Genomic DNA, 14,399 nt, shown 5'->3' with positions numbered 1-14,399 from the left:
ACTGCGATCCGAACTGAGAACAGATTTGTGGGATTGGCTTAACCTCGCGGTTTCGCTGCCCTTTGTTCTGTCCATTGTAGCACGTGTGTAGCCCAGGTCATAAGGGGCATGATGATTTGACGTCATCCCCACCTTCCTCCGGTTTGTCACCGGCAGTCACCTTAGAGTGCCCAACTGAATGCTGGCAACTAAGATCAAGGGTTGCGCTCGTTGCGGGACTTAACCCAACATCTCACGACACGAGCTGACGACAACCATGCACCACCTGTCACTCTGCCCCCGAAGGGGACGTCCTATCTCTAGGATTGTCAGAGGATGTCAAGACCTGGTAAGGTTCTTCGCGTTGCTTCGAATTAAACCACATGCTCCACCGCTTGTGCGGGCCCCCGTCAATTCCTTTGAGTTTCAGTCTTGCGACCGTACTCCCCAGGCGGAGTGCTTAATGCGTTAGCTGCAGCACTAAGGGGCGGAAACCCCCTAACACTTAGCACTCATCGTTTACGGCGTGGACTACCAGGGTATCTAATCCTGTTCGCTCCCCACGCTTTCGCTCCTCAGCGTCAGTTACAGACCAGAGAGTCGCCTTCGCCACTGGTGTTCCTCCACATCTCTACGCATTTCACCGCTACACGTGGAATTCCACTCTCCTCTTCTGCACTCAAGTTCCCCAGTTTCCAATGACCCTCCCCGGTTGAGCCGGGGGCTTTCACATCAGACTTAAGAAACCGCCTGCGAGCCCTTTACGCCCAATAATTCCGGACAACGCTTGCCACCTACGTATTACCGCGGCTGCTGGCACGTAGTTAGCCGTGGCTTTCTGGTTAGGTACCGTCAAGGTACCGCCCTATTCGAACGGTACTTGTTCTTCCCTAACAACAGAGCTTTACGATCCGAAAACCTTCATCACTCACGCGGCGTTGCTCCGTCAGACTTTCGTCCATTGCGGAAGATTCCCTACTGCTGCCTCCCGTAGGAGTCTGGGCCGTGTCTCAGTCCCAGTGTGGCCGATCACCCTCTCAGGTCGGCTACGCATCGTTGCCTTGGTGAGCCGTTACCTCACCAACTAGCTAATGCGCCGCGGGTCCATCTGTAAGTGGTAGCCGAAGCCACCTTTTATGTTTGAACCATGCGGTTCAAACAACCATCCGGTATTAGCCCCGGTTTCCCGGAGTTATCCCAGTCTTACAGGCAGGTTACCCACGTGTTACTCACCCGTCCGCCGCTAACATCAGGGAGCAAGCTCCCATCTGTCCGCTCGACTTGCATGTATTAGGCACGCCGCCAGCGTTCGTCCTGAGCCAGGATCAAACTCTCCGATAAAGTAGTTTGACTGACTACGCACATCGCTGTGCGATTTTTAAAAACTGAATTAACAGGTACGTTTTGTCTTGTTTAGTTTTCAAAGATCATTTTGTTTGTCCGCTTTGTTAAAGCAACTTTATTAGTATACAACGTCACTTCTTCAAAGTCAACAACTTTTTTAAAAATTACACTAACGTGTAATTGCTTGGCGGCGTCCTACTCTCACAGGGGGAAACCCCCGACTACCATCGGCGCTGAAGAGCTTAACTTCCGTGTTCGGTATGGGAACGGGTGTGACCTCTTCGCTATCGCCACCAAACAAATTGAGAGTGTTCTCTCAAAACTAGATAACAGGTGCGACATCATTCAAAAATATGGTTAAGTCCTCGATCGATTAGTATCTGTCAGCTCCATGTGTCGCCACACTTCCACCTCAGACCTATCAACCTGATCATCTTTCAGGGATCTTACTTCCTTGCGGAATGGGAAATCTCATCTTGAGGGGGGCTTCATGCTTAGATGCTTTCAGCACTTATCCCGTCCGCACATAGCTACCCAGCGATGCCCTTGGCAGAACAACTGGTACACCAGCGGTGCGTCCATCCCGGTCCTCTCGTACTAAGGACAGCTCCTCTCAAATTTCCTGCGCCCGCGACGGATAGGGACCGAACTGTCTCACGACGTTCTGAACCCAGCTCGCGTACCGCTTTAATGGGCGAACAGCCCAACCCTTGGGACCGACTACAGCCCCAGGATGCGATGAGCCGACATCGAGGTGCCAAACCTCCCCGTCGATGTGGACTCTTGGGGGAGATAAGCCTGTTATCCCCGGGGTAGCTTTTATCCGTTGAGCGATGGCCCTTCCATGCGGAACCACCGGATCACTAAGCCCGACTTTCGTCCCTGCTCGACTTGTAGGTCTCGCAGTCAAGCTCCCTTGTGCCTTTACACTCTGCGAATGATTTCCAACCATTCTGAGGGAACCTTTGGGCGCCTCCGTTACCTTTTAGGAGGCGACCGCCCCAGTCAAACTGCCCACCTGACACTGTCTCCCCGCCCGATAAGGGCGGCGGGTTAGAAGGTCAATACAGCCAGGGTAGTATCCCACCGATGCCTCCACCGAAGCTGGCGCTCCGGTTTCCAAGGCTCCTACCTATCCTGTACAAGCTGTACCAACATTCAATATCAGGCTGCAGTAAAGCTCCACGGGGTCTTTCCGTCCTGTCGCGGGTAACCTGCATCTTCACAGGTACTATAATTTCACCGAGTCTCTCGTTGAGACAGTGCCCAGATCGTTGCGCCTTTCGTGCGGGTCGGAACTTACCCGACAAGGAATTTCGCTACCTTAGGACCGTTATAGTTACGGCCGCCGTTTACTGGGGCTTCAATTCGCACCTTCGCTTACGCTAAGCGCTCCTCTTAACCTTCCAGCACCGGGCAGGCGTCAGCCCCTATACTTCGCCTTACGGCTTCGCAGAGACCTGTGTTTTTGCTAAACAGTCGCCTGGGCCTATTCACTGCGGCTCTCTCGGGCTTGCACCCTAACAGAGCACCCCTTCTCCCGAAGTTACGGGGTCATTTTGCCGAGTTCCTTAACGAGAGTTCTCTCGATCACCTTAGGATTCTCTCCTCGCCTACCTGTGTCGGTTTGCGGTACGGGCACCTCTCACCTCGCTAGAGGCTTTTCTTGGCAGTGTGGAATCAGGAACTTCGCTACTATATTTCGCTCGCCATCACAGCTCAGCCTTATGGGAAACGGATTTGCCTATTTCCCAGCCTAACTGCTTGGACGCGGATATCCAATACCGCGCTTACCCTATCCTCCTGCGTCCCCCCATTGCTCAAATGGTGAGGAGGTGGTACAGGAATATCAACCTGTTGTCCATCGCCTACGCCTTTCGGCCTCGGCTTAGGTCCCGACTAACCCTGAGCGGACGAGCCTTCCTCAGGAAACCTTAGGCATTCGGTGGAGGGGATTCTCACCCCTCTTTCGCTACTCATACCGGCATTCTCACTTCTAAGCGCTCCACCAGTCCTTCCGGTCTGGCTTCACAGCCCTTAGAACGCTCTCCTACCACTGTTCGAAGAACAGTCCGCAGCTTCGGTGATACGTTTAGCCCCGGTACATTTTCGGCGCAGAGTCACTCGACCAGTGAGCTATTACGCACTCTTTAAATGGTGGCTGCTTCTAAGCCAACATCCTGGTTGTCTAAGCAACTCCACATCCTTTTCCACTTAACGTATACTTTGGGACCTTAGCTGGCGGTCTGGGCTGTTTCCCTTTCGACTACGGATCTTATCACTCGCAGTCTGACTCCCAAGGATAAGTCATTGGCATTCGGAGTTTGACTGAATTCGGTAACCCGGTAGGGGCCCCTAGTCCAATCAGTGCTCTACCTCCAAGACTCTTACCTTGAGGCTAGCCCTAAAGCTATTTCGGAGAGAACCAGCTATCTCCAGGTTCGATTGGCATTTCACCCCTACCCACACCTCATCCCCGCACTTTTCAACGTGCGTGGGTTCGGGCCTCCATTCAGTGTTACCTGAACTTCACCCTGGACATGGGTAGATCACCTGGTTTCGGGTCTACGACCACGTACTCATGCGCCCTATTCAGACTCGCTTTCGCTGCGGCTCCGCATCTTCTGCTTAACCTTGCACGGGATCGTAACTCGCCGGTTCATTCTACAAAAGGCACGCCATCACCCGTTAACGGGCTCTGACTACTTGTAGGCACACGGTTTCAGGATCTCTTTCACTCCCCTTCCGGGGTGCTTTTCACCTTTCCCTCACGGTACTGGTTCACTATCGGTCACTAGGGAGTATTTAGCCTTGGGAGATGGTCCTCCCGGATTCCGACGGAATTTCACGTGTTCCGCCGTACTCAGGATCCACTCAGGAGAGAACGAAGTTTTGACTACAGGGCTGTTACCTCCTATGGCGGGCCTTTCCAGACCTCTTCATCTACCTCGTTCTTTTGTAACTCCGTACAGAGTGTCCTACAACCCCAAGAGGCAAGCCTCTTGGTTTGGGCTAATCCCGTTTCGCTCGCCGCTACTCAGGGAATCGCATTTGCTTTCTCTTCCTCCGGGTACTTAGATGTTTCAGTTCCCCGGGTCTGCCTTCTCATATCCTATGAATTCAGATATGGATACCACTCCATTACGAGTGGTGGGTTTCCCCATTCGGAAATCTCCGGATCAAAGCTTGCTTACAGCTCCCCGAAGCATATCGGTGTTCGTCCCGTCCTTCATCGGCTCCTAGTGCCAAGGCATCCACCGTGCGCCCTTTCTAACTTAACCGTTAAAAAGAATCACTATGTGATATCTTGTATTACTAATTGAATGTGATGTCTACTGTTATCTAGTTTTCAAAGAACACGTTTCGAAGGAATGATCCTTCAAAACTAAACAAGACAGGGAACGTTCTGTTTATAAGACCCAAGGTCTTATATTCCGTATAATATCCTTAGAAAGGAGGTGATCCAGCCGCACCTTCCGATACGGCTACCTTGTTACGACTTCACCCCAATCATCTGTCCCACCTTCGGCGGCTGGCTCCTAAAAGGTTACCTCACCGACTTCGGGTGTTACAAACTCTCGTGGTGTGACGGGCGGTGTGTACAAGGCCCGGGAACGTATTCACCGCGGCATGCTGATCCGCGATTACTAGCGATTCCAGCTTCACGCAGTCGAGTTGCAGACTGCGATCCGAACTGAGAACAGATTTGTGGGATTGGCTTAACCTCGCGGTTTCGCTGCCCTTTGTTCTGTCCATTGTAGCACGTGTGTAGCCCAGGTCATAAGGGGCATGATGATTTGACGTCATCCCCACCTTCCTCCGGTTTGTCACCGGCAGTCACCTTAGAGTGCCCAACTGAATGCTGGCAACTAAGATCAAGGGTTGCGCTCGTTGCGGGACTTAACCCAACATCTCACGACACGAGCTGACGACAACCATGCACCACCTGTCACTCTGCCCCCGAAGGGGACGTCCTATCTCTAGGATTGTCAGAGGATGTCAAGACCTGGTAAGGTTCTTCGCGTTGCTTCGAATTAAACCACATGCTCCACCGCTTGTGCGGGCCCCCGTCAATTCCTTTGAGTTTCAGTCTTGCGACCGTACTCCCCAGGCGGAGTGCTTAATGCGTTAGCTGCAGCACTAAGGGGCGGAAACCCCCTAACACTTAGCACTCATCGTTTACGGCGTGGACTACCAGGGTATCTAATCCTGTTCGCTCCCCACGCTTTCGCTCCTCAGCGTCAGTTACAGACCAGAGAGTCGCCTTCGCCACTGGTGTTCCTCCACATCTCTACGCATTTCACCGCTACACGTGGAATTCCACTCTCCTCTTCTGCACTCAAGTTCCCCAGTTTCCAATGACCCTCCCCGGTTGAGCCGGGGGCTTTCACATCAGACTTAAGAAACCGCCTGCGAGCCCTTTACGCCCAATAATTCCGGACAACGCTTGCCACCTACGTATTACCGCGGCTGCTGGCACGTAGTTAGCCGTGGCTTTCTGGTTAGGTACCGTCAAGGTACCGCCCTATTCGAACGGTACTTGTTCTTCCCTAACAACAGAGCTTTACGATCCGAAAACCTTCATCACTCACGCGGCGTTGCTCCGTCAGACTTTCGTCCATTGCGGAAGATTCCCTACTGCTGCCTCCCGTAGGAGTCTGGGCCGTGTCTCAGTCCCAGTGTGGCCGATCACCCTCTCAGGTCGGCTACGCATCGTTGCCTTGGTGAGCCGTTACCTCACCAACTAGCTAATGCGCCGCGGGTCCATCTGTAAGTGGTAGCCGAAGCCACCTTTTATGTTTGAACCATGCGGTTCAAACAACCATCCGGTATTAGCCCCGGTTTCCCGGAGTTATCCCAGTCTTACAGGCAGGTTACCCACGTGTTACTCACCCGTCCGCCGCTAACATCAGGGAGCAAGCTCCCATCTGTCCGCTCGACTTGCATGTATTAGGCACGCCGCCAGCGTTCGTCCTGAGCCAGGATCAAACTCTCCGATAAAGTAGTTTGACTGACTACGCACATCGCTGTGCGATTTTTAAAAACTGAATTAACAGGTACGTTTTGTCTTGTTTAGTTTTCAAAGATCATTTTGTTTGTCCGCTTTGTTAAAGCAACTTTATTAGTATACAACGTCACTTCTTCAAAGTCAACAACTTTTTTAAAAACTTTTGGTGGAGCCTAGCGGGATCGAACCGCTGACCTCCTGCGTGCAAAGCAGGCGCTCTCCCAGCTGAGCTAAGGCCCCATAAAAAATGGTCGGGAAGACAGGATTCGAACCTGCGACCCCATGGTCCCAAACCATGTGCTCTACCAAGCTGAGCTACTTCCCGATTTCCTATCTATTCTATTAAAAGATATGGCGCGCCCGAGAGGAGTCGAACCCCTAACCTTTTGATCCGTAGTCAAACGCTCTATCCAATTGAGCTACGGGCGCAATTCAATTTACAATATCCCGTTGGGATAAATGGAGCGGAAGACGGGATTCGAACCCGCGACCCCCACCTTGGCAAGGTGGTGTTCTACCACTGAACTACTTCCGCATATCGCAATAAAAAAAGCTTTCTCCTTATGAGAAACCTTGGTAATAATACATTTAAGCTTCCAAGCGGGCTCGAACCGCTGACCTCTTCCTTACCATGGAAGTGCTCTACCTGCTGAGCTATGGAAGCAATGGCTCCGCAGGTAGGATTCGAACCTACGACCGATCGGTTAACAGCCGATAGCTCTACCACTGAGCTACTGCGGAATAATATAAAGCTTCATAAACAAACATGGTAGAATTAATAAATCTGCTTGGCGGCGTCCTACTCTCACAGGGGGAAACCCCCGACTACCATCGGCGCTGAAGAGCTTAACTTCCGTGTTCGGTATGGGAACGGGTGTGACCTCTTCGCTATCGCCACCAAACAAATTGAGAGTGTTCTCTCAAAACTAGATAACAGGTGTGACATCATTCAAAATGTGGTTAAGTCCTCGATCGATTAGTATCTGTCAGCTCCATGTGTCGCCACACTTCCACCTCAGACCTATCAACCTGATCATCTTTCAGGGATCTTACTTCCTTGCGGAATGGGAAATCTCATCTTGAGGGGGGCTTCATGCTTAGATGCTTTCAGCACTTATCCCGTCCGCACATAGCTACCCAGCGATGCCCTTGGCAGAACAACTGGTACACCAGCGGTGCGTCCATCCCGGTCCTCTCGTACTAAGGACAGCTCCTCTCAAATTTCCTGCGCCCGCGACGGATAGGGACCGAACTGTCTCACGACGTTCTGAACCCAGCTCGCGTACCGCTTTAATGGGCGAACAGCCCAACCCTTGGGACCGACTACAGCCCCAGGATGCGATGAGCCGACATCGAGGTGCCAAACCTCCCCGTCGATGTGGACTCTTGGGGGAGATAAGCCTGTTATCCCCGGGGTAGCTTTTATCCGTTGAGCGATGGCCCTTCCATGCGGAACCACCGGATCACTAAGCCCGACTTTCGTCCCTGCTCGACTTGTAGGTCTCGCAGTCAAGCTCCCTTGTGCCTTTACACTCTGCGAATGATTTCCAACCATTCTGAGGGAACCTTTGGGCGCCTCCGTTACCTTTTAGGAGGCGACCGCCCCAGTCAAACTGCCCACCTGACACTGTCTCCCCGCCCGATAAGGGCGGCGGGTTAGAAGGTCAATACAGCCAGGGTAGTATCCCACCGATGCCTCCACCGAAGCTGGCGCTCCGGTTTCCAAGGCTCCTACCTATCCTGTACAAGCTGTACCAACATTCAATATCAGGCTGCAGTAAAGCTCCACGGGGTCTTTCCGTCCTGTCGCGGGTAACCTGCATCTTCACAGGTACTATAATTTCACCGAGTCTCTCGTTGAGACAGTGCCCAGATCGTTGCGCCTTTCGTGCGGGTCGGAACTTACCCGACAAGGAATTTCGCTACCTTAGGACCGTTATAGTTACGGCCGCCGTTTACTGGGGCTTCAATTCGCACCTTCGCTTACGCTAAGCGCTCCTCTTAACCTTCCAGCACCGGGCAGGCGTCAGCCCCTATACTTCGCCTTACGGCTTCGCAGAGACCTGTGTTTTTGCTAAACAGTCGCCTGGGCCTATTCACTGCGGCTCTCTCGGGCTTGCACCCTAACAGAGCACCCCTTCTCCCGAAGTTACGGGGTCATTTTGCCGAGTTCCTTAACGAGAGTTCTCTCGATCACCTTAGGATTCTCTCCTCGCCTACCTGTGTCGGTTTGCGGTACGGGCACCTCTCACCTCGCTAGAGGCTTTTCTTGGCAGTGTGGAATCAGGAACTTCGCTACTATATTTCGCTCGCCATCACAGCTCAGCCTTATGGGAAACGGATTTGCCTATTTCCCAGCCTAACTGCTTGGACGCGGATATCCAATACCGCGCTTACCCTATCCTCCTGCGTCCCCCCATTGCTCAAATGGTGAGGAGGTGGTACAGGAATATCAACCTGTTGTCCATCGCCTACGCCTTTCGGCCTCGGCTTAGGTCCCGACTAACCCTGAGCGGACGAGCCTTCCTCAGGAAACCTTAGGCATTCGGTGGAGGGGATTCTCACCCCTCTTTCGCTACTCATACCGGCATTCTCACTTCTAAGCGCTCCACCAGTCCTTCCGGTCTGGCTTCACAGCCCTTAGAACGCTCTCCTACCACTGTTCGAAGAACAGTCCGCAGCTTCGGTGATACGTTTAGCCCCGGTACATTTTCGGCGCAGAGTCACTCGACCAGTGAGCTATTACGCACTCTTTAAATGGTGGCTGCTTCTAAGCCAACATCCTGGTTGTCTAAGCAACTCCACATCCTTTTCCACTTAACGTATACTTTGGGACCTTAGCTGGCGGTCTGGGCTGTTTCCCTTTCGACTACGGATCTTATCACTCGCAGTCTGACTCCCAAGGATAAGTCATTGGCATTCGGAGTTTGACTGAATTCGGTAACCCGGTAGGGGCCCCTAGTCCAATCAGTGCTCTACCTCCAAGACTCTTACCTTGAGGCTAGCCCTAAAGCTATTTCGGAGAGAACCAGCTATCTCCAGGTTCGATTGGCATTTCACCCCTACCCACACCTCATCCCCGCACTTTTCAACGTGCGTGGGTTCGGGCCTCCATTCAGTGTTACCTGAACTTCACCCTGGACATGGGTAGATCACCTGGTTTCGGGTCTACGACCACGTACTCATGCGCCCTATTCAGACTCGCTTTCGCTGCGGCTCCGCATCTTCTGCTTAACCTTGCACGGGATCGTAACTCGCCGGTTCATTCTACAAAAGGCACGCCATCACCCGTTAACGGGCTCTGACTACTTGTAGGCACACGGTTTCAGGATCTCTTTCACTCCCCTTCCGGGGTGCTTTTCACCTTTCCCTCACGGTACTGGTTCACTATCGGTCACTAGGGAGTATTTAGCCTTGGGAGATGGTCCTCCCGGATTCCGACGGAATTTCACGTGTTCCGCCGTACTCAGGATCCACTCAGGAGAGAACGAAGTTTTGACTACAGGGCTGTTACCTCCTATGGCGGGCCTTTCCAGACCTCTTCATCTACCTCGTTCTTTTGTAACTCCGTACAGAGTGTCCTACAACCCCAAGAGGCAAGCCTCTTGGTTTGGGCTAATCCCGTTTCGCTCGCCGCTACTCAGGGAATCGCATTTGCTTTCTCTTCCTCCGGGTACTTAGATGTTTCAGTTCCCCGGGTCTGCCTTCTCATATCCTATGAATTCAGATATGGATACCACTCCATTACGAGTGGTGGGTTTCCCCATTCGGAAATCTCCGGATCAAAGCTTGCTTACAGCTCCCCGAAGCATATCGGTGTTCGTCCCGTCCTTCATCGGCTCCTAGTGCCAAGGCATCCACCGTGCGCCCTTTCTAACTTAACCGTTAAAAAGAATCACTATGTGATATCTTGTGTTACTAATTGAATGTGATGTCTACTGTTATCTAGTTTTCAAAGAACACGTTTCGAAGGAATGATCCTTCAAAACTAAACAAGACAGGGAACGTTCTGTTTATAAGACCCAAGGTCTTATATTCCGTATAATATCCTTAGAAAGGAGGTGATCCAGCCGCACCTTCCGATACGGCTACCTTGTTACGACTTCACCCCAATCATCTGTCCCACCTTCGGCGGCTGGCTCCTAAAAGGTTACCTCACCGACTTCGGGTGTTACAAACTCTCGTGGTGTGACGGGCGGTGTGTACAAGGCCCGGGAACGTATTCACCGCGGCATGCTGATCCGCGATTACTAGCGATTCCAGCTTCACGCAGTCGAGTTGCAGACTGCGATCCGAACTGAGAACAGATTTGTGGGATTGGCTTAACCTCGCGGTTTCGCTGCCCTTTGTTCTGTCCATTGTAGCACGTGTGTAGCCCAGGTCATAAGGGGCATGATGATTTGACGTCATCCCCACCTTCCTCCGGTTTGTCACCGGCAGTCACCTTAGAGTGCCCAACTGAATGCTGGCAACTAAGATCAAGGGTTGCGCTCGTTGCGGGACTTAACCCAACATCTCACGACACGAGCTGACGACAACCATGCACCACCTGTCACTCTGCCCCCGAAGGGGACGTCCTATCTCTAGGATTGTCAGAGGATGTCAAGACCTGGTAAGGTTCTTCGCGTTGCTTCGAATTAAACCACATGCTCCACCGCTTGTGCGGGCCCCCGTCAATTCCTTTGAGTTTCAGTCTTGCGACCGTACTCCCCAGGCGGAGTGCTTAATGCGTTAGCTGCAGCACTAAGGGGCGGAAACCCCCTAACACTTAGCACTCATCGTTTACGGCGTGGACTACCAGGGTATCTAATCCTGTTCGCTCCCCACGCTTTCGCTCCTCAGCGTCAGTTACAGACCAGAGAGTCGCCTTCGCCACTGGTGTTCCTCCACATCTCTACGCATTTCACCGCTACACGTGGAATTCCACTCTCCTCTTCTGCACTCAAGTTCCCCAGTTTCCAATGACCCTCCCCGGTTGAGCCGGGGGCTTTCACATCAGACTTAAGAAACCGCCTGCGAGCCCTTTACGCCCAATAATTCCGGACAACGCTTGCCACCTACGTATTACCGCGGCTGCTGGCACGTAGTTAGCCGTGGCTTTCTGGTTAGGTACCGTCAAGGTACCGCCCTATTCGAACGGTACTTGTTCTTCCCTAACAACAGAGCTTTACGATCCGAAAACCTTCATCACTCACGCGGCGTTGCTCCGTCAGACTTTCGTCCATTGCGGAAGATTCCCTACTGCTGCCTCCCGTAGGAGTCTGGGCCGTGTCTCAGTCCCAGTGTGGCCGATCACCCTCTCAGGTCGGCTACGCATCGTTGCCTTGGTGAGCCGTTACCTCACCAACTAGCTAATGCGCCGCGGGTCCATCTGTAAGTGGTAGCCGAAGCCACCTTTTATGTTTGAACCATGCGGTTCAAACAACCATCCGGTATTAGCCCCGGTTTCCCGGAGTTATCCCAGTCTTACAGGCAGGTTACCCACGTGTTACTCACCCGTCCGCCGCTAACATCAGGGAGCAAGCTCCCATCTGTCCGCTCGACTTGCATGTATTAGGCACGCCGCCAGCGTTCGTCCTGAGCCAGGATCAAACTCTCCGATAAATGGATCACAGGTTAAGTTCACCGCATCCTGCGGCGACACCTGTGTGACCTGCGTCATACAGGCCCTAGTTTGACTGACTACGCACATCGCTGTGCGATTTATAAAAATGAATTAACAGGTACGTTTTGTCTTGTTTAGTTTTCAAAGATCATTACTGCCGCTTAACGAAGCAGCTTTATTACTATAACATTTAGCTTCTTTTAAGTCAACAACTTTTTTTAAAGTATTTAATGAAGCTTTTAGTTGATGTCAGCTGTTTATCAGCGACGAATAATAATATATCACGGATATTATCAAAAGGTCAACACCCAATTTAGGCTGTATGTGAAGAGACATTTTATCGGTTATATTCAATTGTCCATGCTCATAAGATGTAAAACAAGAATGATGGACAAGATAAGGAGGCATCATCAGTGAATCACTTCTATGTGTGGCACATTAAACGGGTAAAACAATTAATTATTATACTTATCGCCGCATTTGCAGCTGCCAGCTTTTTTTATATCCAAAGAGCTGTCCCGCTTCCCGTGTTTTCAACTGACACCGGACCTAAAGCCATTTATAAAGGAGAAACAGACTCTAAAGATATTTCACTTACTTTCGATATCAGCTGGGGTGATGAGAGAGCAGAACCGATACTTAATACTCTGAAAGCACACGGGATTAAAAACGCAACGTTTTTCCTGTCCGCTTCTTGGGCAGAACGCCATCCCGACACAGTGGCCCGTATCGTAAAGGACGGCCATCAAATCGGGAGCATGGGCTACGCTTATAAAAACTATGCCAATTTAGAGAGCAGCGAAATAAAAAAGGACATGAACCGTGCGCAAACAGCCTTTGAAAAGTTAGGGGTCAAAGACATACAGCTATTAAGACCCCCTACCGGCCAATTCAATAAGAATGTTCTAAAGGTCGCAAAGCAATACAATTATACAGTCGTTCATTACAGTGTGAACTCTCAAGACTGGACAAATCCCGGAGTTGAAAAAATCATCGACAATGTGACCAAGCAAGTTTCCGGTGGAGACATTATTCTTTTACATGCCTCCGATTCGGCAAAACAAACAGAAGAAGCATTGCCTGATATCATCCATCAGCTGAAAGAAAAAGGATTAAAAAATGTAACCGTGGGTGATCTCATCGCAAATTCTGATGCCAAATCCACAGAGGTAAAGTAATTACTTTGCTGCAAACTTCGGCAACATCAGCAATTGGAAGGCATTACATGCCATTAACGGAAAAAGCATTAAATAAAGCCAGTCCTCATCATTTACTCTTAATGCAGGGAACCATTCTAATGCGGTAATCACAACCATCAAAAACAACGATGACACAAATGTTTTCTTAGAGGACTGCTTTTGCTTTATATAAGCTGTAATCACTCCAAAGATCAATAAAAACACCGGTAACCACGCATAGCCAGCCAGCGATTCTCCGCTCTCTCCAAAAAATAAAAAACGCACGTACATTAAATCAAAAGCAACAAACAGGATGAAAAACAACTGCAGCAAATTCCACAAAGAGGAGGACCTTAATATCTCAAGCGCAAACCGATGAACTGTTAAAAACACGAAAAAACCCATTTGGCTGATCACACTGAAAATCATGCCTACACCAATAAACCAAAATAAAACAGAGAAAATCTGCCCCGCTTCAAATGTAAGAAACAGCCCTCTATATTCTCCCCATTTTAAAGCAAAACCCACAATACTCGTGATAAGCGCTCCGACAGCTAAAATAGAAAAGAAAAAACGAACTAAACCACGGCTTTTCATTTCTTTATTCATCCCCTCAAAAATCGCGAACAGCGATATTTTGTTATGTATAATTCCAAACAGATGAATCATATTAAAGGTAAGACAAGTATGTGAAAGGAGCTTAAGCATGTCAAAAGCCAAAACGCTATTGATGAGCTGTTTTTTGTTATTATCTGTAACAGCTTGCGCTCCAAAAGACCAAGCAGCGGATATGGACTATGATCAGACCAAAAAAATGGTTGTTGATATATTAAAAACTGATGATGGAAAGAAAGCTATTAAGGAATTATTAAATGATGATGCCATGAATGAAGCGCTGGTGATTGACCAAGATGCAATTAAAGGAACAATAGAAAAAACACTCACATCTAAAAAAGGTGAAGAATTTTGGAAAAACATCTTTGAAGACACTGATTTTGCTGAGGGCTTTGCCAAAACTCTTCAGACAGAGCATGAAAAAGTGATTAAAAAGCTGATGAAGGATCCAGATTACCAGAAGATGCTGATGAGCGTGATGCAGGATCCCGGCATGGATAAAAAGTACAGCCAGCTGGCAAAAAGCCAAGAATTCCGCAGTTATTTAGAAGAGGTTATTAACGAAACACTTTCTAGTCCGCTTTACAAAAAGCAGTTCGAAGATGAGCTGAAAAAAGCAGCAAAAGACACAGCAAAAGAAAGTGAATAAAGGGAAAGCCGGGATCTGGAA

3 protein-coding genes, 6 tRNA genes and 7 rRNA genes (1 of these 16 cut by a window edge) are annotated in these 14,399 nt (G+C 50.3%); 2 read left to right on the top strand and 14 right to left on the bottom strand.

Annotation, left to right across the window (positions count from 1 at the left end; all coding sequences use genetic code 11):
- From NSU05_RS01000 to NSU05_RS00940, 13 genes are all read right to left on the bottom strand, one after another.
- Window positions 1–1,320, bottom strand: a 16S ribosomal RNA gene (locus NSU05_RS01000); it reaches 230 nt to the left of the window's first position.
- Between the two features lie 185 nt (window positions 1,321–1,505).
- A 5S ribosomal RNA gene (gene rrf, locus NSU05_RS00995) occupies window positions 1,506–1,621 on the bottom strand.
- A 55-nt stretch (window positions 1,622–1,676) separates the two neighbouring features.
- Window positions 1,677–4,604, bottom strand: a 23S ribosomal RNA gene (locus tag NSU05_RS00990).
- Between the two features lie 170 nt (window positions 4,605–4,774).
- Window positions 4,775–6,324: ribosomal RNA gene (locus NSU05_RS00985) — 16S ribosomal RNA — on the bottom strand.
- Window positions 6,325–6,495: 171 nt separating this feature from the next.
- A tRNA-Ala gene (locus tag NSU05_RS00980) sits at window positions 6,496–6,571 on the bottom strand.
- Window positions 6,572–6,579: 8 nt separating this feature from the next.
- Window positions 6,580–6,656: transfer RNA gene (locus NSU05_RS00975), tRNA-Pro, on the bottom strand.
- A 27-nt stretch (window positions 6,657–6,683) separates the two neighbouring features.
- A tRNA-Arg gene (locus tag NSU05_RS00970) sits at window positions 6,684–6,760 on the bottom strand.
- A 31-nt stretch (window positions 6,761–6,791) separates the two neighbouring features.
- Window positions 6,792–6,866 (bottom strand) — tRNA-Gly (locus NSU05_RS00965).
- A 56-nt stretch (window positions 6,867–6,922) separates the two neighbouring features.
- A tRNA-Thr gene (locus tag NSU05_RS00960) sits at window positions 6,923–6,995 on the bottom strand.
- Window positions 6,996–6,997: 2 nt separating this feature from the next.
- Window positions 6,998–7,072, bottom strand: a tRNA-Asn gene (locus NSU05_RS00955).
- Between the two features lie 45 nt (window positions 7,073–7,117).
- Window positions 7,118–7,233, bottom strand: a 5S ribosomal RNA gene (rrf, locus tag NSU05_RS00950).
- 54 nt (window positions 7,234–7,287) lie between these two features.
- Window positions 7,288–10,215 (bottom strand): 23S ribosomal RNA (locus NSU05_RS00945).
- Window positions 10,216–10,385: 170 nt separating this feature from the next.
- Window positions 10,386–11,935, bottom strand: a 16S ribosomal RNA gene (locus NSU05_RS00940).
- The 16S, 23S and 5S rRNA genes sit together here with 6 tRNA genes alongside, the layout of an rRNA operon.
- 414 nt (window positions 11,936–12,349) lie before the next feature.
- Between NSU05_RS00940 and pdaB the strand changes: the two genes are divergently transcribed.
- Window positions 12,350–13,114, top strand: coding sequence for a polysaccharide deacetylase family sporulation protein PdaB (gene pdaB, locus NSU05_RS00935; RefSeq protein WP_038428279.1), 765 nt, complete (start codon window positions 12,350–12,352; stop codon window positions 13,112–13,114).
- Here the strand turns inward: pdaB and kbaA are convergent, their stop codons facing one another.
- Entirely contained in the window at window positions 13,115–13,711 is a 597-nt protein-coding gene (gene kbaA / locus NSU05_RS00930; protein ID WP_004399693.1) for a KinB-signaling pathway activation protein, read from the bottom strand.
- Window positions 13,712–13,820: 109 nt separating this feature from the next.
- Here kbaA and gerD point away from each other — a divergent pair, with 109 nt between their 5' ends.
- The gene (gene gerD / locus NSU05_RS00925; RefSeq protein WP_003235126.1) at window positions 13,821–14,378 is read left to right on the top strand and encodes a spore germination lipoprotein GerD; all 558 of its coding nucleotides are present in this window, start codon (window positions 13,821–13,823) and stop codon (window positions 14,376–14,378) included.
- The last annotated feature ends 21 nt before the right edge of the window (window positions 14,379–14,399 follow it).

The organism is Bacillus sp. EU52 (genome assembly GCF_037964975.1).
Classification (GTDB): Bacteria; Bacillota; Bacilli; order Bacillales; family Bacillaceae; genus Bacillus; species Bacillus subtilis.
The sequence above is the reverse complement of the archived record's forward strand: the minus strand, read 5'-3'. Positions and strand labels throughout refer to the sequence as shown.